Here is a 24,953-nt window from a genome sequence, read left to right as displayed (position 1 = left end):
GGCCGCCGACGGAGACGGAAAGCGAACGGGTGTGCCGGTGTTCGCCGGTTGGGGTGGCTTCGCCGTAGTGCAGGTACGGGTGTGCGCATATCGCACGTACGGTCTCTTTGTCGAAGCCGGGGCGATCGGGCCGGGTGCGGGAGGGGGGATGTCGTGTCGGTAGTGAAGGGGGCCGGGGCCGGGGATGCCGGGCATGCCCGGTGGACGTTCCGGCTGCGGGTGTCGTCGACCGCCGAGCGTGCGCTGCTGGCGGAGTGGGACCGGTGCCGGTGGATCTGGAACGAGTGCGTCGCCAAGTCCAAGCAGACCCACCTGTGGAACAAGAACCGACCCGAAGACGCGGACCAGGCGACGTGCGGTCCGGCCCGGCTCGACACGATGCTGACCGAAGCCCGCGCGACGACGCTGTGGCTGCGTGAGGGCTCATCGGTTCCCCAGCAGCAGATCATCCGCGACTTCGGCACGTCCCGCGCGAAGGCGCACAAGGACATCCGCGAACGTCTGCCGCAGCATCGCCGGGCCGGGATGCCGAAGTACAGGAAGAAGCGTGAGGCCGACCCGAGCCTGAACTACACCAAGCGCGGCTTCCGGCTGAAGGACGGCCGTTTGCACCTGGCCGGGAACATCGCCCTGACGGTCGTGTGGTCGCGGGACCTTCCCGCCGAACCGTCCTCGGTGCGCGTGTTCCGCGACAGCCTCGGGCACTGGTACGCCTCGTTCGTCGTGCCCGCCGAAGTCCAGCCGCTGCCCGAGACCGGCCAGGTGATCGGGATCGACTGGGGCGTCAGCCAGACCGCGACCACCACCAGCGACACCCACGATCTCCCCCACGCCGGGCACGGGAAGAAGGCCCAGGCGAAGCTGTCGCGGTACGACCGCATGATGGGCCGCCGCCGACCCGCCAGGGGACAGGCAGCCTCCAAGAGCTACCGCGAGGCGAAGAAGCTTCGGGCCAAGGCGTACAAGAAGGTGTCGCGGCAACGCCAGGACACCGGCCGCAAGTGGGCCAAGCGCGTGGTGGCCGACCACGACGCCATCGCCGTGGAGGACTTCCGCCCGAAGTTCCTCGCGAAGTCGACCATGGCGAGGAAGGCAGCCGATGCCGCCATCGGCGCCACCAAGAAGGCCCTGCTGGAGATGGCCCGCAAGCACGGCAGGATCGTGCACCTGGTCCATCCCGCGCACACCACGATGGACTGCGCGCAGTGCGGAGCGAGAACCAAGCACGCACTACCACTGTCCGAACGAACCTACGCCTGCGCCGCGTGCGGAACCGTCTCGCCCAGAGACAAGAACTCCGCCCGCGTGATGCTGGCCCGGGCTGGTCTCAACCCGGCTGGTGCTGACGGCGCAAGACCTGACGGAACGCTGTTCCGCCAGGCAGCCTGAGCCAGAAATCCCCCTCGCCCACGAGGGGGAGGATTCAAAGAGGCTGTGCACGAGCCCCTCGGGCACGCTGGTGGGAAACCGGTGGCGTGAGTGATCAGGGAGACGCAGGTGTACGACGACAGCGACGGCCCGGGTACGGCGGCAGAGCGGCTCACCGGCCGTACGGCGACGGATGAGCGTCCGCTGTCCGGCGCGCTGGCCGAGGTGGTCCTCGATGACGGCCGGACGGTGATGGTCAAACGCGCCGACAGTCTCGAGGAGGCCCGGGCGGAGGCGGCGGGGCTGTGCTGGCTGGCCGGGGCAGGCACGGTCCGGGTACCGGTCGTGTACGGCCAGGACGGCCACTGGCTGGTGACGGACCTGATCGCGCGGGGGCGGCCCGACCGGGAGGCGGCGCTCGACCTGGGCCGGGCGCTGGCCGGCCTGCACCTCGCCGGGGCGCCGGCCTTCGGCTCGGCGCCGCCTGGTGGCCCACGGGACGCGTACATCGGGCGAGCTCCGATGCGGAACGTCGAAGGCTCCGAGTGGCCGGAGTGGTACGCCGGGCACCGGGTGCTGCCGTATCTGCGGAGTGCGGTGGACGACGGCACGATGACGCTCTCGGAGGCAGAGGTGATCGAGCGGCTCTGCGCGCGGCTGCCCGACCTCGCGGGCCCCGCCGAGTCGCCCGCCCGGCTGCACGGCGACCTGTGGAACGGCAATGTCCTATGGGGCGCCGACGGCCACGCCTGGCTGATCGACCCGGCCGCGCACGGCGGCCACCGCGAGACCGACCTCGCGATGCTCCACCTCTTCGGCTGCCCGCACCTGGACGAGGTGCTGCGCGGCTACGCACAGGTGGCACCGCTCGCCGAAGGCTGGTCCGACCGCATCGGGCTCCACCAGCTCTTCCCGCTGCTGGTGCACGCCGTGCTGTTCGGGCGGGGCTACGCGGAACAGGCCCTCAGCACGGCGAAGGCGGCCCTGGAACGGTGAGCGCACCGGTCCGGGCCGCCTGAGCCTGTGACATCGCAGGCGAGGAAAGCGAGGGAGCTGATTTCAAGCCCCGAGGGGCAGTCGCTGAGGAGGAAGCTTCCTCATGGCCTCGCCACGGGCGGCACGGCCGCGGTGACCCGCGGGTGCTTCCCGGTGCGATGTCGGCGGCGAGGAAAGCGAAAGGGCTGGAGCTTTGGAGGCCCGGTGATGAAACCGGTGAGAAGGAAGCCCCTTCATGGCCTCGCCGCGACACACGCTAACAGTCACTCGGGGATCAAGTCGCGCAGATTTTCCGGGGTGATGACCACCGAGTCCGGGTGCAGCCCCTCGGGACGCTCCAGTCCGATGTACGTCACGGGCTCGTCCGGCACCGACTCGGCGTCCCAAGCCGCCACGTCCGTACCGCCGTTCGCCATCAGCCTGGTCAGATACCCGACCGTCAGCTGCTCACGCTCCACGATGGCACGCAGCAGCGTCGCCACCGACGCCTGGTTGCCCTCGACGCGGTTGTACGCCGGACGCCCCTTCAGGTACAGGTGCAGCCACTTGGCGTGCCAACTCCCGTCGTCCGCACGCCGGAACGCCAGCGGCAGCGCCACCCGGCCCGGCCCGCGCAGCTCCGACTTCATCCGCACGGTACGCGCCTCGAAGGGCTGCCCCTTCTGCTCGGCCTCGCGCAGCATGAATCCGAAGAACGACTCCTCGGCCTCCTCGAACTTCTCCCCGGAGAAGATGTTGACCTCCGGCACGATGTACGTGCCCCGCACCGCACCGAGCCGCAGATTGATGAACTCCGAGGCGCCGTCAGGGGCGTTGATGATGTCACCGGAGTGCTCGCCCTCCACCTCGCTGAGATTGGTGTACGACAGCCACGACACCGAGTCGTAGTTCGCGTCCAGCAGCAGCGCCGACAGGTCGTAGTCGGTGACCCGCTGCGCCTGCTTCCAGTACACGAAGAACCGCAGCAGCTCCCCGTCGACCGGCGAGACGGAGCCACGGGGCAGCACACCGAGCCCGGCCGAGGTGGCCCGCCCGCTGAGCGGAAGCGCCACGTCGAGGACGTCGGGGCCAACCAACAGCCGCTCCGGGGACGGGAGTCGGCGGCCGATCTCCGCGTCGAGCGCGGCGATCAGACGCTCCCGGTCCGCCTCCGGTACGGCCGCACGCGTGTCGTCGGCGACGTGCGCACGGCCGAGACGGTTGATGAACACCCGCTTCCGGCCCGTCTCCGCGGCCCGGTTCTGCAGATACTCACGCACCGACAGCACGACCCGCCCGGAGACCTCCGAGGCGGTCTGCTCGACGGCGGCCACCACGGCGTCCCGCTCCTCCTGCGTGCGCGCGGTACGCAGCAGCCGGTCCAGCGCACGGAACAGCCTGCCGGGCGCGGACCTGAGCAGCTCCGCGGCCCCGGTGACGTCGTCCGCACCGAGCAGTGCCTCGATGCGCGCGTCGAAGGTGTACGCCTTCATCTCGCCCCGGGCGACGGCGAACACCTCGGCGGCACGCGGCCACTGGGGGTACTCGTGCGGGTGCAGACGCTCGCCGAGCCGCTTGAAGGCCTCGCGGTGCGCGAGGACGTCGGCGAGCTTGGCCGGGGCCGCCGCGACGACCGAGTCGAGCCCCGCGAGCAGGGCCCGGCGGACCGGCCGCGACAGCGCGCGGAACCGGGTCGGCTCCTGGAGGGACACATCCCCGTCCGACAACGCGCAGGCGAGCCGCAGCACATCGGTGACGGTGTCCAGCAGCAGGCCCGAACCCGCCTTCAGCCGGGCCTCGTTGACGAAGGCACGGTTCTCCCGCACCGGGATCTCGTCCGGCTGGGGCCCGTCGGCGCAGTACTCGGCGAGCACCTTGAGGTCGGCCAGGTGCTCGTCGCCGAGCGGCGTGGTGCTGCCGGCCAGCGCCAGATACAGGGCGGTGACCTCGTCGTCCAGGGCGCCGCCCAGGTGCAGGACCGTCAGCCGGTCGCCCACCGCGGTCGTCAGCTCGTCGTGCGCGGCGAGCATCTCGTCGTACGTGTGCTGGTAGTTGCCGTACGACGGCAGCGTGAGCAGGTTGATCACGCCGTTGCGCAGCTGGGCGAGGACGCCGGCGCGGGCTTTGCCGTCGTCCAGGGCCTCGCGCACGCAGCGCATCCAGAACTCGAAGGTGTCCGGGACGTTCGCCGGGAAGTCCTTGAAGTAGACGTTGTGCCGCACATGGTCGCCGGCCATCTCGCGGACGGTGGCGAGCGTGCCCACGGCGGTGTCGACGACCGTGGCCTCCGACAGCCCCGACAGGTGCCTGAGCGCGTCCGCCGACAGCTTGAAGCCGACGGACATCAGCGCGGCGTCGAACTGCCGCGCCGCGACGGCGCCTTCCCCGGCGGGACCCGCGGGGGAGGGGAGACGGAGGGTGTGCCGGATGACCAGGCGTTCCAGACGGTGGACCATTCCGGAATGGTCGCAGAGGTGTTCGACCCGGCGCACCGTAGTTTTCGGGGCCCTGGTCTTCCGCGGGCCCTGGTGTCAGGACTCCTGGCCCTGCTTCTTCTCCTTGACGCGCGCCGCCTCCTTGCGGACCTCCGCCTGCGTGGCGCGCTCCTTCTCGAGCCACTCGGGACTGTCCTGCCGCAGCGCCTCGATCTGCTCGGTGGTGAGGGGCTCGGTGACCCCGCCGCGCGCGAGGCCCGCGATGGAGACGCCCAGCCTGGCCGCGACGACCGGGCGGGGGTGCGGGCCGTTCTGGCGCAGGTCCTGGAGCCACTGCGGCGGATTGGCCTGAAGTTCGTTCAGCTCGGCGCGCGAGACCACGCCCTCCTGGAACTCCGAGGGGGTGGCGGGGAGGTACACACCCAGCTTCTTCGCCGCGGTCGCGGGCTTCATCGTCTGGGTGCTCTGGTGCGACTTCATGGAGTCCAGACTATCGGCCGCGCACGAGGCCTCCGACCACAGTGGGTAACCTTGCCGCGTGACAGACTCGCCAGAACCCCCCTCCTTCCGGCTCGCGTACGTCCCCGGGGTGACGCCCGCCAAGTGGGTGCGGATCTGGCACGAGCGCCTGCCGGACGTCCCCCTGGAGCTCCTCCAGGTGAGCGCCGCGGAGGCCTCCGACGTGTTGCGCGACGGCGGCGCGGACGCCGGTCTCGTACGGCTGCCGGTCGACCGTACGGTGTTCAGCGCGATCCCCCTCTACACCGAGACGTCGGTCGTCGTGGTCCCCAAGGACCACGTGGTGACCGCGGCGGAGGAGGTGACCCTGGAGGACCTGGCCGACGAGGTCGTCCTCCACCCCCTCGACGACGTCATCGGCTGGGACCAGCCGCCCGGCGAACCGGCCTTCGAACGCCCCGTCACCACGGCGGACGCGATCGAGCTCGTGGCGGCGAACATCGGCGTCCTCGTCGTCCCCCAGTCGCTGGCCCGCCTCCACCACCGCCGTGACCTCACCTACCGCCCGGTCACCGACGCCCCGCAGTCCGACATCGCCCTGTCCTGGCGGGAGGACGCCACGACGGACATGGTCGAGGACTTCATCGGCATCGTCCGGGGGCGGACGGTCAACAGCTCACGGGGTCGCACCCAGCCTGAGCCGGAGCGCAGGCAACGGCCCGAGAAGGGCGCCGGCCGCAAGCCCGCGGCGGGTGCGGGGAAGGGCGCGGCACGGGGATCCTCCGGCGCCGCCAAGGGTTTCCGAGGCGGGTCCGGCGGCTCAAAGGGCGCGGGCGCCCGACGCGGCAAGCCGAAGCGCAGGGGTTAGCTCTCTCGGCCTGCCGCTTCAGTCGCTGCCGAACACACCGTCGGACCCGAACACCGCCCCCGCGAACCGTTCCCCCATCCGCCGGTGCGTCGCCGCGTCCGGATGCAGGCCGTCCGGTAGCGGCAGCTCCGCCGAGTCGTTCTCCCCGTACAGCTCGCGCCCGTCGAGGTAGTGCAGGTTCGGGTCCTCGGCGGCCCTCTGCTTCACGATCCGGGCCAGCTCCTCGCGGATCACCTGGAGGGTCAGCTTCCCGCTCGCGCGTTCCGCCGGGTCGCCCAGCGTCCTGAATCGCAGCCTGCCCTCGCCGAGCTCGCTGAAGTCCGGGAAGCAGGGCCCCGGGGTGTCCTCGTGCATCGGGCACAGGATGGGCGAGACGACCAGCAGCGGCGTGTCCGGGTGGCCCTCGCGGATCGTGTCGAGGAAGCCGTGCACCGCGGGACCGAAGGCGCGCAGCCGCATCAGGTCGTGGTTGACGATGTTGATACCGATCTTGACGCTGATCAGATCGGCGGGTGTGTCCCGTACGGCCCGCGCGGTGAACGGGTCGAGCAGCGCACTCCCGGCCAGGCCCAGGTTGATCAGCTCCACCCCGCCCAGCGTCGCGGCGACCGCGGGCCAGGTGTTCCTGGAGCTCGCCGCGTCGGAGCCGTGGCTGATGGAGCTGCCGTGGTGCAGCCACACCCGGCGATCAGTGGGCGGCGCGGTCTCGACGGGGGCGTCGGTGCGCAGGGCGATCAGCTCGGTGGTCTCGTTGTGCGGCAGCCAGATCTCGACGTCCTTGACCTCGCCGGACAGCCCGTCGAAACGGACGGTGCCGTGCGGCCCGGGCCGCGTTTCGGACGTCCCCGCGGCCATGTCGACGGTGATGACATTGCCGCTGAGCACCCTGCCCTGCCCGGCCGGCCGGCCGTCGACAACCAGGTCGTACACGCCGTGGGGCCGGGGCGGCGCACCCACGTAGGTCCGTTTGGTCGGCAGCGCGTCCAGCTCCACCGCGGTGGCCCGGGTCCGGAAGACCAGCCGTACCCCGGAGGGCTGGGACTCGGCCATCGCCAACTGCCCGTCGGTGTTCTGGGCACGGGCGCGGGCGGGCAGCCGGTGCGGCAGCACACCGTGCTCGGTGTGCTCCACGTCGAGGGCGCCGCGCAGCAGGTCGGCGGTGACGGGTGTGGTGATCCAGTCGTGCATGTCCTCAGCCTGTCGAAGGAGGGGTGGGCCAGTTGCGCAGCAGCGCGTCGAGGGCGTCCAGGATCCGTGTCCAGGACTCCTCGGAGTCGGGGGAGCTGTGGCTGAACCCTCCTGCCCCCTCGAGGCTCGCGTAGCCGTGGAAGGTGCTGCCCAGCAGCCGTACGGCATGGGTCTGGTCCGGTTCGGGCAGGTCGTAGCCGCGCAGGATCGCCCGCGTCATCTGCGCGTGCCGTACGCCCGCACTGGCCGCCGCGGTCTCGGGGTCGAGCCTGAGCCGGGCGGCGGCGGCACGGCCGGGGTGTGCGTGGGCGTAGTCGCGGTAGACGTTCGCGAAGGCGGTGAGGGCGTCCTTGCCGGCCCGTCCGGCCACGGCGTCGGCGGAGAGGTCGGCGAGCTCCTCCAGGGCGAACAGGGCGATCCGGGTCTTGAGGTCCTGGGAGTTCTTCACGTGCGAGTACAGGCTCGCGACCTTGACGCCGAACCGCCGGGCCAGCTCCGAGACGGTCACCTGCTCGAAGCCCACCTCGTCGGCCAGCTCCGCGCCCGCTCGGACCAGTCGCTCCGCGGTCAGCCCAACCCGTGCCATAGCAGTCCTCTCGTTTGCCGGGAACGATTATGCATTTGCCTAAAGTGTTTAGGCAAACTAGCGTGAGGCTATGGAACCGCTGACCGAGCAAGAGATCCGTGCCGCCTTCGTGAACTGCACCAAGGGCGAGGCGAAGCGACTGTCCGTGCCGCGTGACCTGGCCGAGCGTCCGTGGGAGGACCTGGACTTCCTCGGCTGGCGCGATCCGCAGGCCCCCGACCGCGGCTACCTGGTGGCCGCGCTGGACGGCCGTCCGACAGCCCTCGCGCTGCGCGGCTCCACCGCCGGTTCCTGGCAGACGCGGCGCAGCATGTGCTCGTTGTGCCTGACCACCCACTCCGGCGGGGTCTCCCTGATGGTCGCGCCGAGGGCGGGCAAGGCAGGGCAGCAGGGCAACTCGGTCGGCGCCTACATGTGCGACGACCTCGCCTGCTCGCTGTATGTGCGGGGCAAGAAAGACGCGGGCGCCGGCGCGCGGCTGCACGAGACGCTCACCCTGGACGAGAAGATCCGGCGGACGGTGACGAACCTCGCCGCCTTCGTCGCCAAGGTGACGGGAGCCGTGTAAGACGCCCGCGCCCTGGGGGAGCTCACTCGACCGTTCGCCGGGGTGAGCGGCCCCGGCGCCACCCAGGATGCGGCACATCGTGGCTGGTCGCGGAGTCGCGGAGTCGCGCTCCCCGCGCCCTCGCGCCGAAGCCGTACGCCCATACAACCCGCCCCCTCCGTCCCTGCCGAACCACAGCCGACCTCGACGACGTGCTCGGAGTCGCGCCCAGGGAATCGGAAGGTCGGTGGAGCAGGGCCTTCCGGCGTCCCCGGTGGCAGAATCGGGCGCGTGGAGTGGGGGATCCTCGAGCGGGAGCCCGAGCTGGCGCGACTGGCCTCGGCCGCGCGGGAGGCGGCGGACGGGGCCGGATCCGTGGTGCTCGTCTTCGGAGAGGCCGGTATCGGCAAGTCGAGCCTGGTCAAGGCCCTTCCCGGCCATCTGCCGGACGGCACCCGGATCCTCGTCGGCGAGTGCGACGACCTCGCCACCCGCAGGCCGCTGGGCCCCTTCCGCGACCTGATCGGCAGCGTCGGCGGCGAACTGGCCGGTGCCGTGACGGCGGGCGGCGACCGCCATCGCGTCCACGAGGCGCTGCTCGAAGAACTACGCGGAGCGGTACTCGTCGTCGAGGACGTCCACTGGGCCGACGAGGCCTCCCTGGACGCCCTGCGCTTCCTCGTCCGGCGGATGGAACGGCTGCCCGCCCTGATCGTCCTGACCTACCGGGACGACGAGTTGAGCCGTGAGCATCCCCTACGGCAGCTGCTCGGCCAGGTGTCCCGGGCGCCCCGCGTGCACCGGCTGCCGCTGTCCCGCCTGTCCCTCGACGCCGTACGCACCCTCAGCGCCGGCCGCGCCGACCCCGCCCAGGTGTACGCCGTCACGAACGGCAACCCCTTCTTCGTCGCCGAGATCGTCGCCGCCGGTGGCACCGGGAGGGTGCCCCCGACCGTCGTCGACGCCGTGCTCGCCCGGCTGCGAGGTCTGCCCGGCGCCACCGTGGACGCGTTGGAGCAGTTGGCCGTCGTTCCCTCGGCCGTGGAACGCTCGCTGGTCGACGCGCTGCTCACGGACGGGACGTCCCTCCCGGCGCCGCAGGAACCCGGTCCGTTCGCGACCGGGGTGTCCGCCCTGGCGGCGGACCGGCACGGCCCGCTCACCGACGGCGTGTCCGTCCTGGCCGCCGCCGAGCAGCGCGGCCTGCTCACCGTCACCCCGGAACGGGTGGCGTTCCGGCACGAGCTGATCCGCCGGGCCGTGGCCGACTCCCTGCCCGCCGCCCGCCGCATCGGCCTCAACCGGGCCGTTCTCGCGGCTCTCGTCGCCCGACCCGGATCCGACGCCGCCCGGATCGTCCACCATGCGGCCCAGGCCGGCGACCAGGACGCCATCGCCCGCTACGGCCCCGACGCGGCGAAGGACGCCGCCTCCACGGGCGCCCACCGCGAGGCCGCCGCCCAGCTCCGGCTCGTCCTGCGCGACCGGCACCGCTACGCCCCCGCCGAACTCGCCGACCTGCTCGAACGCTACGCCGTCGAGAGCTACACCATCGCCGACTCGGCCGCCGCCGTCGCCGCCCAGCGCGAGGCCGTCGCCCTGCGCCGCGCCCTCGGCGACACCCTCGCCCTCGGCGCCGACCTGCGCTGGCTGTCCCGCATCCACTGGTGGGCCGGCAACGCCGACCAGGCCCAGGAAGCCGCCCGAGAGGCGGTGGCGGTGCTTGAACACGCGGGCGACGACCGCCTGTTGGCACTCGCCGTCAGCAACACCGCCCAGCTGCGCATGCTGTCCGAGCGTTACGCCGAAGCCGTCGAACACGGCGAGCGCGCCATCACCCTGGCCCGCAAGGCGGACGACCCGGCGATCCTCGCGCACGCCCTCAACAATGTGGGCACCGCCCGCTGGCGCTCCGGAGACCCGGGCGGGCGGGCCGAGTTGGAGGAGAGCCTCGACGTCGCGCTCGCCGCCGGCGAGGTCGAGCACGCCTGCCGTTCCTACGCCAACATCATCTGGACCCTGCTCGACAACCTCCAGTACGACGAGGCCGACAGGTTTCTGCCCCCGGCGATGGAACTCGCCGACCGCGCCGAGCACTTGGGCTTCCTCAACTACCTCCACGTCGAACTCGCCATGCGCAGACTCGCCGCCGCCGACTGGGACGACGCCGAGAAGCACGCCGAGTACGGCATGCACGACTTCATCCCGGCCCGTTGTCCCGCCCTGACCGTCCTGGCCCGGGTCCGCATCCGCCGCGGCTTCCCCGGCGCCGACGATCTCCTCAGCGAGGCCTGGGAGATCGCCGTAGGGACGAAGGAGCTGCAGCGCACCGGACCGGTGGCGGTGGCACGGGCGGAGTCGGCCTGGCTGCGCGGGGACGCGAAGGGGGTGATCGAGGCGGTCGCGCCCGTCCATGCCCAGGCGAGCCGGCTGCCGGGCGCCCCCCACCGGCCCGAACTCGGCTACTGGCTCACCAAGGCGGGTCATCGCGTCCCACCGGACGACTCCGACCATCCGTACGCCTTTCAGGCGCGCGGGCAATGGCGTCGGGCCGCCGCGCTCTGGCAGGCCGCGGGCTGTCCCTACGAACATGCCGCCGCGCTCGCCGAGAGCCCGGACGCCGCCGTCAAGCTCGAGGCCCTGGCCGCCTTCGACGCACTGGGCGCCGAACCGGCGGCCCACCTGCTGCGCGTCGAGCTACGAGAGCTCGGCGTACGCCACGTCCCGCGCGGCCCCCTCGCCGCCACCCGCGACAACCCCGCGGGCCTCACCGACCGCCAGCTCCAGGTCATACGGCTGCTCGCCGAAGGGCTCACCAACGCGGAGATCGCCGCCCGGCTCGTCGTGTCGGTCCGCACGATCGACAACCATGTGCGCGCGGTGCTCGACAAACTCGACGCGCCGGGCCGCCGCCAGGCCGCCGTGCGCGCGGCGGAACTCGGATTGCTGCCCGGCGGCTCCCCGAGCTAGGTACCCCGGAGTGCCGACCTGGGTGACGGTCACGGATACCCACTGCGGTGTGACGCGAGTAGAACGGACGAATCTACCCGATTCGGAAACGGGGGACTTCATGTCCAGCACGCCCGCCCAGGCCGCACGTCGTGAGCTGACCGGATTCACCGGGGAGCTCATCGGCCCCGAGGACGCCGGCTACCAGGAGGCCCGTACCGTCTACAACGCGATGATCGACAAGCGCCCCGCCCTCGTCGCCCGCTGTGCCGACGGCGACGCGGTGTCCCGCACGATCGGCTTCGCCCGTGCCCACGGCCTTCCCCTCGCCGTGCGGGGCGGCGGGCACCACGGCGCCGGACTCGGCACCGTCGACGGGGGAGTGGTCGCGGACCTGTCACCCATGAAGGACATCCGGGTCGACCCCGAAGCGCGCACCGTGCGGGTCGGCGGCGGCTGTGTCTGGGGCGAGGTGGACCGCGCCACCAACGCGCACGGCCTGGCCACACCCAGCGGCATCGTCTCCACGACCGGTGTCGGCGGCCTCGCCACCGGCGGCGGGCTCGGTCACCTCACCCGCAGCTGCGGGCTGACCATCGACAACCTGCTGGAGGCCGACGTCATCCTCGCCGACGGCCGCCGGGTACGGGCGAGCGCCGACGAGAACAGCGACCTGTTCTGGGCGATCAGGGGCGGCGGCGGCAACTTCGGCGTCGTCACCTCGTTCGTCTTCCGGCTGCACGAGATCAGTACGGTGATCGCCGGGCCGACCTTCTGGGCCGTCGAGGACAGTGCCGAAGTCCTCTCCGCCTACCGGGAGTTCATCCTGAACGCGCCCCGCGAGCTGGGCGGGTTCTTCCTGCACGGCACCGTCCCGCCCGCCCCGCCGTTCCCCGAGGAGATCCAGCTCCGCAAGACGGCCGGCGTGGTCTGGTGCTACACCGGCGACGACACCGAGGCCGCGGCACGCGAGATGGCCCCGCTGCTCGACGCCCTGCCCGCGCCGCTGCTGCACGCCCCCATGGTCATGCAGCACCCCGACCTGCAGGCCATGTTCGACGGGCTCTACCCGCCCGGCCACCAGTGGTACTGGCGGGCCGACTTCGTCGAGACCATCCCGGACGAGGCGGTCCGGCTGCACGCCAAGTTCGGCGCCGAGGTGCCGACCGTCCAGTCGACCATGCACCTCTACCCGATCGACGGCGCCGCCCACGACGTGGGCCAGGACGAGACCCCCTGGGCCTACCGCCACGCCAACTGGGCCTCCGTCTACGCCGGAGTCGACCCCGATCCGGCCAACGCCGAGCTGGTCAAGCGGTGGACCGTCGACTACTTCGACGCCCTGCACCCGCACTCGGCGGGCGGCGCCTACGTCAACATGATGATGGACGAGGGCCAGGAACGCGTCCGCGCCAGCTACCGCGGCAACTACGACCGCCTGGCCCGCATCAAGGCCGACCGGGACCCGGACAACGTGTTCCGCCTGAACCAGAACATCCAGCCGGCACCGAAGCCCTCGCACGGGGCGCGGCCGTAGGACGGCTCGCTCGGCGGAGCCGGGGACGGGCGCTGTGCCGTCAGCCCCGGTTCCGCACCAGCCAGTCATGAGCCGCCCGTGCCGTGAACTCCTCCTGGCCTCCCCGCAGGAGCAGAGCGGCGCGGGCGAACTCAGGGGCGTCGGCCTGCGCCGCCACGTACGGGATCGCGATGCAGCGCATCCCGGCGGCGTGCGCGGCGGCGGCGCCCGGGGCGGCGTCCTCCAGGACCACACAGTGGGCCGGGTCGGCACCCAGTCGGCGGGCGGCCTCCAGGAAGACGTCCGGCGCGGGCTTGCCGTGGGCGACCTCGTCGGCCGAGACGGTCGTACGGAGATACGCGTCGAGGCCCGTCCCGGCCAGGATCGTGTCGATGGCTTCCGGAGAGGACCCCGAGGCCACGGCCATCGGTACGGCCTCATCGGCGAGCAGCTTCACGAACTCGCGCATCTCCGGGTACACGCGCGTGGAGGTGCGGGACAGCTCCAGATAGCGCCGGTTCTTGTCCGCGAGGAGTTCCGGCACGGACGCCCGCAGCCCGTACAGCGACTTCCACCGCGTGACCGTCTCCCGCGTGCTGATCCCGACGTACCGCTCGTGGTCGGTCCAGGTGAAGTCCGGGACGCCGTGCGCGGCGAGGGTCTGCCGACCCGCTTCGTAGTAGTTCGGCTCGCTGTCCACGAGCGTACCGTCGAGATCGAAGATGACCGATATATCGCTGAGCCTGCTCATGGCTCCCAGGATGTCAAAGATCAACTCCGGGCAGCGCGCCCGACCGACTCCACCAGCGGCAGCAGCCGGTACGCGACCCGCTCCCGCAGCGCCACCTCGGTGCGGGTCCGCACCACTCCCGGCAGGCTGATCACCTTCTGGATCACGTCCTCCAGATGCGCGTTGTCCCGCGCCACGACCCGCGTGAGCAGATCCCCGCCGCCCGCGATCGAGAACGCCTCGACGATCTCCGGCACGGCGGCCAGCGCGTCCCCCACGTCGTCGAGCCGCCCCTGGGTCACCTCGATGTGCACGAACGCCAGCACCGGATGACCGAGCGCGCCGGGCGACAGCGAGGGCCCCGTACCGGTGATCACGCCGTCCCGCTCGAGCCGGTCGAGCCGCGCCTGCAAGGTGCCCCGCGCGACCCCGAGAATCCGCGCGTACTCCCGCACGCTCGTCCGCGGCCGCTCCAGCAGCAGCCGCAGGATGCGGGTGTCGAGTTCGTCCACGGCCATGGCGTACGGCCTCCTCGTCCTTGGTCCGTTGGCCCGCCGGTGGACGCTCCAGGACCGCTTTCACTGTGCCGATGGCCCAGCATATTCGACCTCACTTGAGCCGACAGCGGTGAGGATGCTGCAATGAGCCCGTCGATGGCGCTGCGGACTCCGCGGCGCCTTTTCCATGCCGGTGTCCAAGGGTTTCAGGGGGCGGTACGTGCTGAAGAGGGTGTTCATGGCGGCGGACCCGGGCCGGGCCCGGTTGCGCTTCGCCGCGCGGGCGGTGCTCGGCATCGGCCTCGCGGTCCTGGTGTGCGGCCTCGCGGGACACTCGCTCGCCGGTGCCGTCACCGGCGGCCTCGCCGCGCTGCTCGCCCTGTTCACCGTCACGGACGCCACCGTCCGAGGGCAGGCGCTCACCACCGCCCTGCTGCCCGCCGTCGGCCTGCCCGTCCTCGCCGCCGCGGCCGGGCTCCACGACCACCCCGTCGCCCGCGACCTCCTCCTCCTCGCCGTGGTCGGCGCGGGCGTGTACGCCCGGCGCTGGGGCCCACGCGGGCACAGCCTCGGTGTCTTCGCGTTCATGAACTTCTTCGTGGCGCAGTTCCTGCACGCGACCACCGACCAACTGCCCGAGCTCTACGCCGCCGTCCTGCTGTCCCTGCTCACCGCCGCCGCGGTCCGCTTCGGCCTGTGGTGCTACGAGCGCCGGCTCCCCCCGGCACCCGCGCCCGCCCCGCCCGCCGGGACCGGCCTCGCCCGAGCGACCACCCGCCAGGCGGTCCAGGCCATGGCCGGCGCGGGTTTCGCCCTCGTCGTCGGCCAGCTGATCTCCGGCCAGCGCTGGTACTGGGCCGTCGGCGCCACCTGGTGGATCTTCGTGAACACCACCTCGCGCGGCGAGACCCTGGTGCGCGGCTTCCGCCGGGTCCTCGGCACGGTGATGGGCATCGGTCTAGGCCTGCTCGTCGCCGTACCGCTGCACGGGGCGCCCGCGCCCACGGCCGTCCTGCTCGCCGTCTGCGTCTTCGGCATCTTCTACACGGCCGCCGTCTCGTACACATGGATGATGCTCTGGGTCACGCTGCTGGCCGAGCTCCTCTACGGCCTTCTCGGCGTCCTGAACCCCGGTCTGCTGGTCCTGCGGTTCGCGGAGACCGGCGTGGGCGCGGTCGGGGCCGTCCTCGCGGTGCTGTTCGTCCTGCCGATCACCACCCACGCCGTCACCGACGCCTGGATCCAGCGCGCCCTGCGCTGCGTCCACGCCTGCACCGCCGAGGCCGCGGCCCGCCTCGCGGGAGTGCCGGGGGCCGACCCGGCCGTCCGTGTGTGACCGAACTGGAGCAACTGCTCGGCAGGGTCCGCCTCTCGGTGGCCCCGCTCGTCCATCCCCTCAACCCCATGCCGGCCCGCAAGCGCCGCGCCCGCCGCGTCCTCGCCCTCCTCGACGACTGCGCCCGGGAGATCCGGGGCCTGGTCACCGTCGCGGCCGACCCCGAGGCCTCGCACGACGCCCGCCTGACCGCCGTGTGCCGACGGGTGGAGGCCGCTGTGGAGGCCCTCACGGGCGGCACGGACCTCCCGGTGGCGGACCGCCCCCTCGCCGAGGAACCCGCACTGGCCCATCTGCACGGACTGGAAAGGGCGCTCGCGGAGCTGGCCGCGCCCTTGCGCACGCCGAGCGGCTCGCCGCTGGTGGGAGCCTGAACCCACGCCGCCAGGTCCGTGGCGGCCTCGTGAAGGTGACGGGGTTGGTCTAGACCGGTGCTGATCGACTGCTACCGTCGCCCCGAACGGCACAGACCGAGAGGGGACGACTGTGGCAGACGGCGGCAGGGGCGGACGGGCCTACATCGGGTCGTTCACGGCGGCGGGAGGCCCCGGCATCGTGACGGCGACGGTGGCCCCGGACACGGGTGCGTTGAAGGTGCTGAGCGCCCTGAACGGCGTACCCGATCCGTCGTATCTGGCCCTGTCGGCCCGCGGGGACGTGCTGTACACGGTCAGCGAGACGGCCGAGGGCGCGGTGGCCGCGTACCGGGTGAGCGGCGACCGGCCCGAGCCGGCCGGCCCGCCGGTGCCGGTCGACGGGAACGGGCCCACGCACCTCGCCGTGCACGCCGGACACGTCCTGACCGCCAACTACGGCTCCGGCAGCGTCACCACCGTGCCCCTGCGCGCCGACGGCTCCCTCGCGGGTGTCCCCTCCGGCGTGCTGCGCCACACCGGCTCGGGCCCGCACACACCCCGCCAGCACGGCCCGCACGCCCACCAGGTGCAGCCCGACCCGAGCGGGCGGTGGATCGTCAGCGTCGATCTCGGCACGGACTCGGTGCGGCTGTGCACCCTGACGGACGGCGCGCTCGACGTGCACCGCGAGGTCGCCCTGCGTCCCGGCTCGGGCCCGCGTCACCTGGCCTTCCATCCCGACGGGACCCGTGCCTACGTCCTCAACGAGCTCACCCCGACCCTCATCAGCTGCCGCTGGGACGCCGAGGAGGGCTCCCTGAAGCCCCTGAGCGAGATCCCGGTGCTGGCGGGCGCCCCGGAGGGCGACGCCTACCCGTCGGGCGTCGTCACGTCCCCCGACGGCCGTTTCGTGTGGACCGCCACCCGGGGCGAGGACGTCCTGTCCACGTTCGCCGTCGAGGGCGACGACCTGCGGCTGGTCGGCACGGTCATCTGCGGCGGCCGCTGGCCCCGGGCCCTCGCGGAGTCCGGCGGATTCCTGTACGTGGCCAACGAGCGCTCCGGCGACGTGACCTGGTTCGCCGTGGACCCGGCCACCGGCCTGCCCAGGTACGAGGGCTCGATCGAGGTCCCGGCCGCGTCCTGCGTGGTCTTCGACTGATCCGCCGCCTTGCACACCGAAGGGCCCGCTCCGATGGATGGAGCGGGCCCTTTCGGTGACGCGGTCGCAGGAGGCACGCTCAGCGCACCGGTGCGCCCTGCGCCTGCTGCGGGGCGATGCCCAGCGCGGTCGTGTACTTGGCGAGGACGAGCTTGCCGATCGCCGGGTAGGGGCCGAGCGGCTCGGCGGCGGAGCAGCCCGCCTCCTTGGCCGCCTCCTCGATCACGGCGGGGTCGATCTCCGGCCCTATCAGATACGGCGCGAGCGCCAGCTGCTGCGAACCGGAGGACCGCAGCTGATCGGCGATGGACGCGATCGAGCCGTCCTGGTCGAGCGCCGCCGCCATCACCGGCACGGCGAGACGCGCGGCGAGCAGCATGCCGGTGATCCCGGCCGCCTGCACGGCCTCCTCGCCGCCCACCGCGCCCAGGATGATGCCGTCCGCGGCGGTCGTCACGGCGAACAGGCGAGCGCGGTCGGCGCGGGCCAGCCCGGCCTCCGACAGACGTACGTGCAGCGCCTCGGCGAGCAGCGGGTGCGGGCCCAGCACATCGGTGAGGTCGGCCGCGATCCGGCTGTCCATCACCGCCTGGCGGATCCGGCGCAGCAGCGCGCTGTCCGGACCGGCGAGCAGTGGCACCACGACGGCGACGGGGCCGTCGGGCTCCTTGACGTCCAGCCCGGCGGCCTTGGCCTGCTCGTAACGGGCGGTGCGCTCCTGGGCGGCATGGGTCAGGACGGCCTGAAGCGTGGGGAACTCCGAGTCGTCCCCGTCGAGGTACCCGATCCGCGCGTCGAGGCCGGGGAGCTCGGAGCGGGCGATGCTCACGACCTCCTCGGCGAGGCTGCGCGTGGCGGCCGCGGGCGTGCCCGGAACCGCGAGGACGAGCGCGGGCGCGCCCTCGGGAGCCGCCAAGGGCTCGGGTCGGCGGTGCCGCCCGGGCTGGCGAGGTCGCGGCATTCGTACTGGCAGGCCGGACGCGGGCCCAGTGGGGGAGCTCATGGCGACGCATGTTACTGGCTTCCGGGGCTCCCCTGTTCGGGGAGGGTGCAGGTGAGCGGTATCCGTCCGGTTTTGTCTGATGAGTTACGTCCGCTTCAGCCCCTCTTTGGGGTCACGACATACAACATCGACTCGTCGCTCGGAAGAGTGAGCGAGCCACGCGCCAGTTCTGTGGCGATCTGTACGGATCCCTCCAACGGCCCGCCCGCCGCCGTGACCCGCCGGGCGTGCGGCAGTCGCCGCCTCAACTCCTCCTCCAGCGGTACGACGAGGGCGGCACCCATCCTGAACAGGCCACCGGTGAGGCTGACATGCGCCTCGCCCTCCGCCGGACAGACCGCGGCCGCCGAGTCCGCCATGTGCCGGGCCGCCTCGCGCAGGATCCTCCCGGCGACCGGGTCGCTCCCGGCGCAGGCCGCCACCTGGGGCGCGAAGGAGGCGAGGACGGCGGGCCGGTCCGTACGCGGGTACAGCCTGCCGGGCAGCTCCCGCACCGGTCCGAACGACTCCTCGGCCCGGGCCAGCAGCGCCGCCGAGCCCCCGGACCGCCTGTCGTGGGCACGCAGGGCGGCCTCCAGCCCGGCCCGCCCGATCCACGCCCCGCCCCCGCAGTCGCCCAGCAGATGGCCCCAGCCGTCCGCCCGGCGCCAGCTCTCGAGGTCGGTGCCGATCGCGATGAGACCGGTACCGGCCGCGACGACCGCACCCGGGCGCGGACCGAGAGCGCCGGTGTAGGCCGTCACCGCGTCCGCGACGAGCGCGACGGTGCGGACCCCGAACTCCCTTACCAACGCGGTGGGAAGCTCGGCCCGCAGCGCATCGCCCAGGGTCGCGAGGCCGGCCGCCCCGACGACGGCGGTGTCCAGTCCGGTCACCCCCGCCTCGGGCAGCAACGCCCGGACCATGGGCGTCAGTTGCTCCATCAGGTGCCCCGGGTCGATCCCGCGCGCACCCGTCCGCACGGGTACCCGGGACTCCCGCGGGGCCGTGTTCCCCCGGCCGGGGGTGCCGACGACGACCCGCAGGCCGGAGCCGCCGGAGTCGACGGCGAGAAACCCTTCCCCCGTACTGGTCCCGTGAAGTGACAAGCTCCTCGCCTCCCCGGTGACCGATGCGTGGTCTGCTTGGCCGGCTCCAAGATCTCGACGAGGAGGAAGAGTAGCGCCGGGAGCGGCGTCCGTGGGCGAGGGCTTCTGCGTGGGTGCTGTGCCCCGGCGCCTGCCAGTAGAGTGACACGCCGTGGCACCACGACCCTTGCACGAACTTGTTGAAGCGGGCTGGGCGAAGGCTCTCGAGCCCGCGGCCGAACGCATCGCCGCGATGGGGGACTTCCTCCGGGCCGAGATAGCGGCGGGCAGGACCTATCTGCCGGCCGGGGCGAACGTCCTGCGGGCCTTCCAGCAGCCCTTCGACGACGTGCGCGTTCTGATCGTCGGTCAGGACCCCTACCCGACGCCGGGGATGGCGATCGGGTTGAGCTTCGCGGTCTCGCCCGAGGTGCGTTCCCTGCCGGGCAGCCTGGAGAACATCTTCCGGGAGATGCACTCCGACCTGGGGCTGCCCCGGCCGTCGAACGGGGATCTGACGCCGTGGGCCGAGCAGGGTGTGCTGTTGCTCAACAGGGCGTTGACGACGGCCCCGCGCAAGCCGGGCGCGCACCGCGGTCAGGGCTGGGAGGAGGTCACCGAGCAGGCGATCCGGGCGCTTGCCGCTCGGGGGAAGCCGCTGGTCTCGGTCCTGTGGGGGCGTGACGCGCGCAATCTGCGGCCGCTCCTGGGGGATCTTCCGGCGATTGAGTCCGCTCATCCCTCGCCGATGTCGGCGGACCGCGGATTCTTCGGCTCGCGTCCGTTCAGCCGGGCCAACGACCTGCTGCTGCGGCAGGGTGCCCAGCCGGTGGACTGGCGACTGCCGTAGGCCCCCTCCACCGTGCGGTGGAGGGGGCCGGGCCGCTGTCTCGTGACCGCGTCCGCCCGGGCACGCTGACCGCGGGCGTCGCGGTCACCGCGATCAGGTCACCGTGAATCCGTCGAACGTGGCGATGCCCCGTCCGTCGGTCCAGCCGTTGGCCGCGGTCATGAAGACCCCGACGTCCTGTGCGGCGGCCGCGCCTGACGGCGTGGCCGTGCCCACCGTCGTCCAGGTGACGCCGTCCGTGCTCGCCTCACCGGTGTACGAGGCGCCGGACCGGGTCAGCCGCAGCCGCACCGGCGCGGTGAAGGAGCCCGCCAGTTCGATCGAGTCGAAACGGCCGTCACCGTCCGCGTCCCAGCTCAGCGCACAGCCGTTGGACGGGGTGATCGCCAGATTCACGTAACCGGCGCCTCCCTGCGTACCCAGGTCGTTGCGGACGATGAGGCCCGCCCGTGCCCAGCCTCCGGACGCGTCCTGGGACGTGACCGTGACCTGGGCCACCGTTCCGTCCTTGTACCCGCCCGCCCGGTACACCGCCCCGAACTCGTTGGTGCCGCCCCACAGGTCGGCCCCCGCGCCCTCGATGGCGATCTCGTCGCCGGTCTGGCCGAACACCGCGTCGTTGTAGGAGGCGGTGCGGTACGGGTCGCCGACCCCGGCCGCGGCCATCAGCCGTACCGGCGCCACCGCCTTCCCACCCCCTGCGTACGACGCCGTGGCGACGACCTGGCCGACCAGTTCCGTAAGCGCACCCGCCAGCGAGACCTCGAAGTGAGCGGCGAACGTCTCGCCGGACGCCACCGACGCCTTGCTCACCGGATCGAGCGCCTTCACTGCCATGCCCTTGGGAGCGGTGACGGAAAGGGTCACACCGCGTGCCGCCGTGAACCCGTTCCTGTTGGTGAAGGTGACCGTCACCGTCGCGGGCGTGCCCTCGGCCACCGCTCCCCGGTCGGCCCCCGCCGTGAGGGCCGCCTGGTAGGGAGTGGTGGCGAGCAGGTCGCGCACGCTGCGGGCCAGGGCGTACGGGGAGCCGTGGGGATCGGTCGAGTGCGTCTCGTGAGCGTGCGCCCAGCGGTCCTCCAGGGCGAACCAGTCGATCGTCGCCGGGTCCTTCCCCGTGGCGAGCGTGTCGAAGTACGTCTGCCAGCGGGTGCGGTACAGGCCGCCGACCAGTCCGGACCACTCCCGGTTCGCGTAGTCGTGCAGGCCCTCCTCGCTGCTCTGGCGTCCGCCCCAGGTGGTGATGAGGGAGCGGACGTCGTATTCGAGGCGGTCCTTCTCGGGCCGGTCGGCGCCCCAGGAGCGCGCGTCGCTGAGCCACCGCCCCAGTAGATGCGGGCCGGAGGTGGCCAGCAGGTCGTCGAGGAGGTCCATCCAGCCCAGCCAGGTCTTGGTCAGCCTGCCGAACAATGCCTTGTCCCCGGCGTCGTGCGCGGCCTTGATCTGCGGCAGCAGGACCCGGCTGCGGTTGGACAGGACCTGCCGTGCCACGTCGACGACGTCGTACCGGTAGGCCGAGCTGCCCCTCAACTCCGCTCGTACCGCGAGCAGTTCGGTGAGTGCGGCGTCGAAGGCCGTGGTGTCGTAGCGGTCCTTCTCCGGCCCCCAGGCGGCGGCCTTGTTCGCCGTCAGGCTCGGACGGGCGCCGAACAGGCCGTCGGGCGCCTCGCTCCAGGAGTCCGCGCGGGACATGTTGTACGCGGTGTCGCGGATCGTCTGCCAGGCCGCCGCCGCATGCCGGTCGGGGCCGCCGTAGCGGGAGAGGGCGTACGCGGCGAACCAGTCGTCCAGGTCCACGGAGCCGGGCGTCCAGGCCAGGTCGGTGAGGAGGGCCAGTGCGGGCGCGTTGTTGTCCGCCCCCTCGGGCATCGCGGCGATACCGGCGAGCGCACTGCCTTCCTTGTCACGCCACTTGGGGTACTGCTCCACCCAGTCCGGGGCGTTGGCGCCGATCGGGGTGTGGCCGCCGAAGTTCCAGATGCTGCCGAAGGCGTACGGGGTGCCGCCCCAGTCGCTCTCCCGGTCCGTGACGGTGGTGTAGCGGTCCGACAGGCCGTCCACGATCAGCATCCGGCTCTTGTCGACGCCGTCGAGCAGCTCCTTGGCCGGGTTGTTCTGCCAGCCGAGGATCGCCCAGACGGCCCCCGGGTGGGCCTTCTGCAGCGCCGCCTCGACGGCCCCCGCGGCCTCGCCCACCGGCACGTCACCGGCGTTGCCGCCCTCGTGCAGCAGGTCCATCTTGTACATCGTGCTCTCACCGAACCGCTCCTTCTGGGCACGGTAGAAAGTGGCGGCCACGTCGTCGAAGGCCGTGGTGCGCGGGTCGAGCCAGTCGGGGCGTTTGAAGGCGCCCCAGGTGCCCTGCGCCACCACGGTCGCGTCCCCGCCGTGCTTGGCGGGGAAGTCGTCCGGGACGCTGCCGTAGTAGCCCGGCAGCACCGGCGTCATGCCCAGGTCACGTACCCGGTCGATGATCTTCTCGGCGAGCGCGGCACGCTTCTCGATGAGCTGCCGGGAGACGGGCCCGCCGAAGCCCGACATGTTCTGCAGCAGCCACCAGGGCTGACGGGCGGGGGCCGGGATCCAGGCGCGCATCTCGGCGTCGGTGTAGCCGAACTGACGGAACGTGTCGTAATAGACGGCGTCGCCGCCGATGTAGACGAGGACCCGGTTGACTCCGTGCACGGCCAGCACGTCCAACTCGTACTGCCAGGCGTCCCAGCCACGGTAGGCGCCGGTGTAACCCTCGTTCGTGTCGTTGAAGGCGAAGCGGTGCGGCACGTTGGCCGTTCCGGTGATCTCCGCGGCGGGCGCGGGGAGGATGCGTGGCAGGTCCAGCTGCTCGCCGGTCCAGGAGACGGAGGCGTGCGCGGTCCGCCGCAGGTAGGTGTGGAGGCCTGTCAGCAGCACGGCGGGGCTCGTGCCCTCCACCGTGATCTGCCCGGCCCGGCCGGTGACCCGGAAGCGGTCGGCGACGTCGGCGACGGCCCGCAGAGTGAACTGCCGGTAGTGGTCGGGAAGCAGCCGCTTCAGCGCTGCCGCGGCGGGCGCGGTGTCGAAGAGGGCTCCGTCGGCCGCGTACGCGCCTTGCGGGCGGGCCAGCAGCGCGGCGCCGCCCAGCGCGACCGCGCCCGTGAGGATCCGTCTGCGCGTGACGCCTGGGAGGGCGAGGTCGCCTCGGTTGTCGTGCATGAACGTCCTTCCGGCAGAGCTCAGTTGATCGTCGTGATCGTCATGGCGAAGATGTGCAGGGCGGCGGCACCCGCCTGGATGCCGTCGCTGACCTTGGGCAGGACCACGGAACGCAGTTCCTTCCCGGCTGTCAGATCGACGCCGAAGGTGAACAGGCTGACGGGGCTGTCGTCCCGGCCGGTGCTGATGTGCCGGTAGGGCAGCACCACCGCGGCGGAGGAGTTCGCGCCGTACCAGTCGGGGACGGCGACCGAGAACGCCTGCTCGGTGCCGTCGGCGTAGACGACCTTGCCGTCGCCCTTGCCCTCGCCCCAGGTGCTGGTGCCGAGGAAGGACAACCGGGAACCGGATCCTGACAGCAGCACGGCCTGACCGGAGGAGATGACGTTGTCCTGGCTCCCGGGCCGGGTGTCCGGCCAGGTGAAGGGCACCCCTTCGTAGGCGACCGTGGCGCCCGGGGTCAGCCCCACCGACGCCAGCGCCTCGGCGGACAGGCTGGAGTTCGAGCCGTCGATGTTCGCGGCGGTGGGGGCCTCCTCGGTGGAGATCCCCGCGTTGTCGAACGCCTTGGGCAACGAGCGGTACGGCAGCAGGACGGGAGTGGTGGCGCGGGTGCAGTCGGAGCCGTGGCGGTGCACGTCGAAGAGGGCGTGCGCGGTGAACACGATCCGGCCCTCGGCGTCGTCGGCCAGCTGGGTCCGCCAGGTGCGGGTCACCGACCGTCCGGGCGCGAGGTCGCCCAGGCCGTCCTCTGCGGCGGAGTCGTCCACGGCGAGATAGAGCACGGTGCCGCGCAGCGCGATGGGGGCGGTGTTGGTGAGGGTGGCCGTCAGGGTCACGGCCTTGCCGGCCTCGGGCGCCGAGGGGGTGACGGTGAGCGAGACGGGCGGCGAGAGGAAGTCCTCCTCGGGACGGTAGGCGGTCACGACTCCTCCACGGTGAAGTGGTCGAACACGGCCTGGACCGTCGTGCCGGGGTAGTTGAGGTTCACGGCGCTCGCCACCACGCCCGCGTCCAGGGCCCCGCTCGCGGAGGGCACGGTCACGCTCGCGATCTCGTTCCAGGAGAGGCCGTTGTTGGTACTGGTGTAAGCGGTGTAGGTGGTGCCGGAGCGGACCAGGCGCAGCAAGGCGGGGTGGGCGGAAACGCCGCCGCCGGCCCAGGTGTCGAGGTGTCCGTTGCCGTCGCTGTCGGTCATGAACTCCACGCCGTACGACTTCGACATGGTGAGGACGGCGTAGCCGCCCTTCTCCGGCGCGGTCAGGTCGTTGGCGACGGCGATGCCGTACTTGGCGGTGGGGTTGTCGCTGCCGGTGAGGCTGACCGTCTCGACCTGCACCACGCTCGACTCGGCGGCGGAGCCGGGAAGGAGGATGCCCCCCTTCTCGTCGGTGCCGCCGGAGAAGTCGCGGCCGCCCGCCCAGATCACCAACTGGCCGCCGTACTGGCCGAACTTGGCGTCGTCGGTGGTGGCGAACGTCCGGTACGGGTCCCGCACCTCGTTGGGCTCGTAGGGCACCGTGAACGTCTTCGCGGTCCGCGCGCAGTCGCTGCTGTGCTCGTCGACGTCGAAGACCAGGTGTGCGGTGAACGACACGTTCCCGGCCATGTCGGCCGGGATCGCCGTCTGCCAGCGCCGGGTTGTCTTCGTGCCGGGCCGCAGGTCGCCGAGCGGGATGGTCTTCGCCGCCGTGGTGGCTCGGGGATTGATCAGATGGAGCACGGCGTTGAGGAGTGGGAAGGGACAGTCGTTGGTGAGGACCGCGGTGGCGGTGACCGTGTCACCGCCGGCCGGCTCGGCCGGCTGCGTGGTGACGGAGAGGGTGGGTCCCAGGGCGTCGAACTGGGTGCCGTTACTGATTCCCATGC

19 protein-coding genes and 1 pseudogene are annotated in these 24,953 nt (G+C 72.2%); 9 read left to right on the top strand and 11 right to left on the bottom strand.

Translation table 11 applies throughout. The features are described from left to right. The first annotated feature begins 162 nt into the window (after positions 1 to 162). The gene (locus QF027_RS06120) at positions 163 to 1,389 is read left to right on the top strand and encodes an RNA-guided endonuclease InsQ/TnpB family protein (protein ID WP_307082300.1); all 1,227 of its coding nucleotides are present in this window, start codon (positions 163 to 165) and stop codon (positions 1,387 to 1,389) included. 108 nt (positions 1,390 to 1,497) lie between these two features. Beyond that, positions 1,498 to 2,364 (top strand): fructosamine kinase family protein, encoded by an 867-nt coding sequence (locus tag QF027_RS06115; RefSeq protein WP_307073166.1) that lies wholly within the window; start codon positions 1,498 to 1,500, stop codon positions 2,362 to 2,364. Positions 2,365 to 2,627: 263 nt separating this feature from the next. Here QF027_RS06115 and QF027_RS06110 read toward each other — a convergent pair whose 3' ends face one another. Together QF027_RS06110 and QF027_RS06105 are read right to left on the bottom strand one after the other, a co-directional pair. Beyond that, the gene (locus QF027_RS06110) at positions 2,628 to 4,799 is read right to left on the bottom strand and encodes a hypothetical protein (protein WP_307073163.1); all 2,172 of its coding nucleotides are present in this window, start codon (positions 4,797 to 4,799) and stop codon (positions 2,628 to 2,630) included. Positions 4,800 to 4,874: 75 nt separating this feature from the next. Continuing rightward, the gene (locus tag QF027_RS06105; RefSeq protein ID WP_306985234.1) at positions 4,875 to 5,258 is read right to left on the bottom strand and encodes a DUF5997 family protein; all 384 of its coding nucleotides are present in this window, start codon (positions 5,256 to 5,258) and stop codon (positions 4,875 to 4,877) included. A gap of 58 nt (positions 5,259 to 5,316) precedes the next feature. Between QF027_RS06105 and QF027_RS06100 the strand changes: the two genes are divergently transcribed. Continuing rightward, positions 5,317 to 6,105, top strand: coding sequence for a LysR substrate-binding domain-containing protein (locus QF027_RS06100; protein ID WP_307073161.1), 789 nt, complete (start codon positions 5,317 to 5,319; stop codon positions 6,103 to 6,105). Between the two features lie 18 nt (positions 6,106 to 6,123). Here QF027_RS06100 and QF027_RS06095 read toward each other — a convergent pair whose 3' ends face one another. Together QF027_RS06095 and QF027_RS06090 are read right to left on the bottom strand one after the other, a co-directional pair. After that, positions 6,124 to 7,293 carry a GDSL-type esterase/lipase family protein gene (locus tag QF027_RS06095; protein WP_307073159.1) on the bottom strand — a complete coding sequence of 390 codons (1,170 nt, stop codon included), beginning with the start codon at positions 7,291 to 7,293 and terminating at the stop codon, positions 6,124 to 6,126. Between the two features lie 4 nt (positions 7,294 to 7,297). Beyond that, positions 7,298 to 7,879: a TetR/AcrR family transcriptional regulator gene (locus tag QF027_RS06090; protein ID WP_307073157.1), complete on the bottom strand. Its 582-nt coding sequence runs from the start codon at positions 7,877 to 7,879 to the stop codon at positions 7,298 to 7,300. Positions 7,880 to 7,949: 70 nt separating this feature from the next. Here QF027_RS06090 and QF027_RS06085 point away from each other — a divergent pair, with 70 nt between their 5' ends. From QF027_RS06085 to QF027_RS06075, 3 genes are all read left to right on the top strand, one after another. Then, positions 7,950 to 8,447: an FBP domain-containing protein gene (locus QF027_RS06085; protein WP_307073155.1), complete on the top strand. Its 498-nt coding sequence runs from the start codon at positions 7,950 to 7,952 to the stop codon at positions 8,445 to 8,447. A 270-nt stretch (positions 8,448 to 8,717) separates the two neighbouring features. Continuing rightward, a complete protein-coding gene (locus tag QF027_RS06080) occupies positions 8,718 to 11,396 on the top strand; it encodes an ATP-binding protein (RefSeq protein ID WP_307073153.1) in 2,679 nt (892 codons plus the stop codon). Between the two features lie 100 nt (positions 11,397 to 11,496). After that, on the top strand, positions 11,497 to 12,912 hold the full coding sequence (locus QF027_RS06075) for an FAD-binding oxidoreductase (RefSeq protein ID WP_307073151.1): 1,416 nt from the start codon (positions 11,497 to 11,499) through the stop codon (positions 12,910 to 12,912). Between the two features lie 40 nt (positions 12,913 to 12,952). Here QF027_RS06075 and QF027_RS06070 read toward each other — a convergent pair whose 3' ends face one another. Both QF027_RS06070 and QF027_RS06065 read right to left on the bottom strand, forming a co-directional pair. Next, positions 12,953 to 13,642 (bottom strand): HAD family hydrolase, encoded by a 690-nt coding sequence (locus tag QF027_RS06070; RefSeq protein WP_307073150.1) that lies wholly within the window; start codon positions 13,640 to 13,642, stop codon positions 12,953 to 12,955. 20 nt (positions 13,643 to 13,662) lie between these two features. After that, positions 13,663 to 14,139: an Lrp/AsnC family transcriptional regulator gene (locus QF027_RS06065; protein WP_057609780.1), complete on the bottom strand. Its 477-nt coding sequence runs from the start codon at positions 14,137 to 14,139 to the stop codon at positions 13,663 to 13,665. Between the two features lie 199 nt (positions 14,140 to 14,338). Between QF027_RS06065 and QF027_RS06060 the strand changes: the two are divergent. Beyond that, positions 14,339 to 15,828: pseudogene (locus QF027_RS06060) on the top strand (FUSC family protein). Between the two features lie 112 nt (positions 15,829 to 15,940). Next, entirely contained in the window at positions 15,941 to 16,972 is a 1,032-nt protein-coding gene (locus QF027_RS06055; protein ID WP_307073147.1) for a lactonase family protein, read from the top strand. 79 nt (positions 16,973 to 17,051) lie between these two features. Here QF027_RS06055 and QF027_RS06050 read toward each other — a convergent pair whose 3' ends face one another. Together QF027_RS06050 and QF027_RS06045 are read right to left on the bottom strand one after the other, a co-directional pair. Then, positions 17,052 to 17,975, bottom strand: a complete 924-nt coding sequence (locus tag QF027_RS06050) for a sirohydrochlorin chelatase (RefSeq protein WP_306985257.1) — start codon at positions 17,973 to 17,975, stop codon at positions 17,052 to 17,054. Between the two features lie 95 nt (positions 17,976 to 18,070). Next, entirely contained in the window at positions 18,071 to 19,063 is a 993-nt protein-coding gene (locus tag QF027_RS06045) for an N-acetylglucosamine kinase (protein WP_307073145.1), read from the bottom strand. 151 nt (positions 19,064 to 19,214) lie between these two features. Here QF027_RS06045 and QF027_RS06040 point away from each other — a divergent pair, with 151 nt between their 5' ends. Further along, positions 19,215 to 19,892, top strand: coding sequence for a uracil-DNA glycosylase (locus tag QF027_RS06040; RefSeq protein WP_057609776.1), 678 nt, complete (start codon positions 19,215 to 19,217; stop codon positions 19,890 to 19,892). 93 nt (positions 19,893 to 19,985) lie between these two features. Here QF027_RS06040 and QF027_RS06035 read toward each other — a convergent pair whose 3' ends face one another. The 3 genes from QF027_RS06035 to QF027_RS06025 are packed head-to-tail and all read right to left on the bottom strand — an operon-like array spanning position 19,986 to position 24,951. Continuing rightward, positions 19,986 to 23,084 carry an alpha-N-acetylglucosaminidase gene (locus QF027_RS06035; protein ID WP_307073143.1) on the bottom strand — a complete coding sequence of 1,033 codons (3,099 nt, stop codon included), beginning with the start codon at positions 23,082 to 23,084 and terminating at the stop codon, positions 19,986 to 19,988. Positions 23,085 to 23,104: 20 nt separating this feature from the next. Beyond that, on the bottom strand, positions 23,105 to 24,010 hold the full coding sequence (locus QF027_RS06030; RefSeq protein WP_307073141.1) for a beta-glucosidase: 906 nt from the start codon (positions 24,008 to 24,010) through the stop codon (positions 23,105 to 23,107). Then, positions 24,007 to 24,951 (bottom strand): hypothetical protein, encoded by a 945-nt coding sequence (locus QF027_RS06025; RefSeq protein WP_307073139.1) that lies wholly within the window; start codon positions 24,949 to 24,951, stop codon positions 24,007 to 24,009. Before QF027_RS06025 ends, QF027_RS06030 begins: the two co-directional genes overlap by 4 nt. Positions 24,952 to 24,953 lie beyond the last annotated feature (2 nt).

The sequence above is a fragment of the Streptomyces canus genome (assembly GCF_030816965.1).
Classification (GTDB): Bacteria; Actinomycetota; Actinomycetes; order Streptomycetales; family Streptomycetaceae; genus Streptomyces; species Streptomyces canus_E.
Note: the sequence above shows the minus strand (reverse complement) of the source record. Positions and strands in the feature narration are given on the sequence as shown.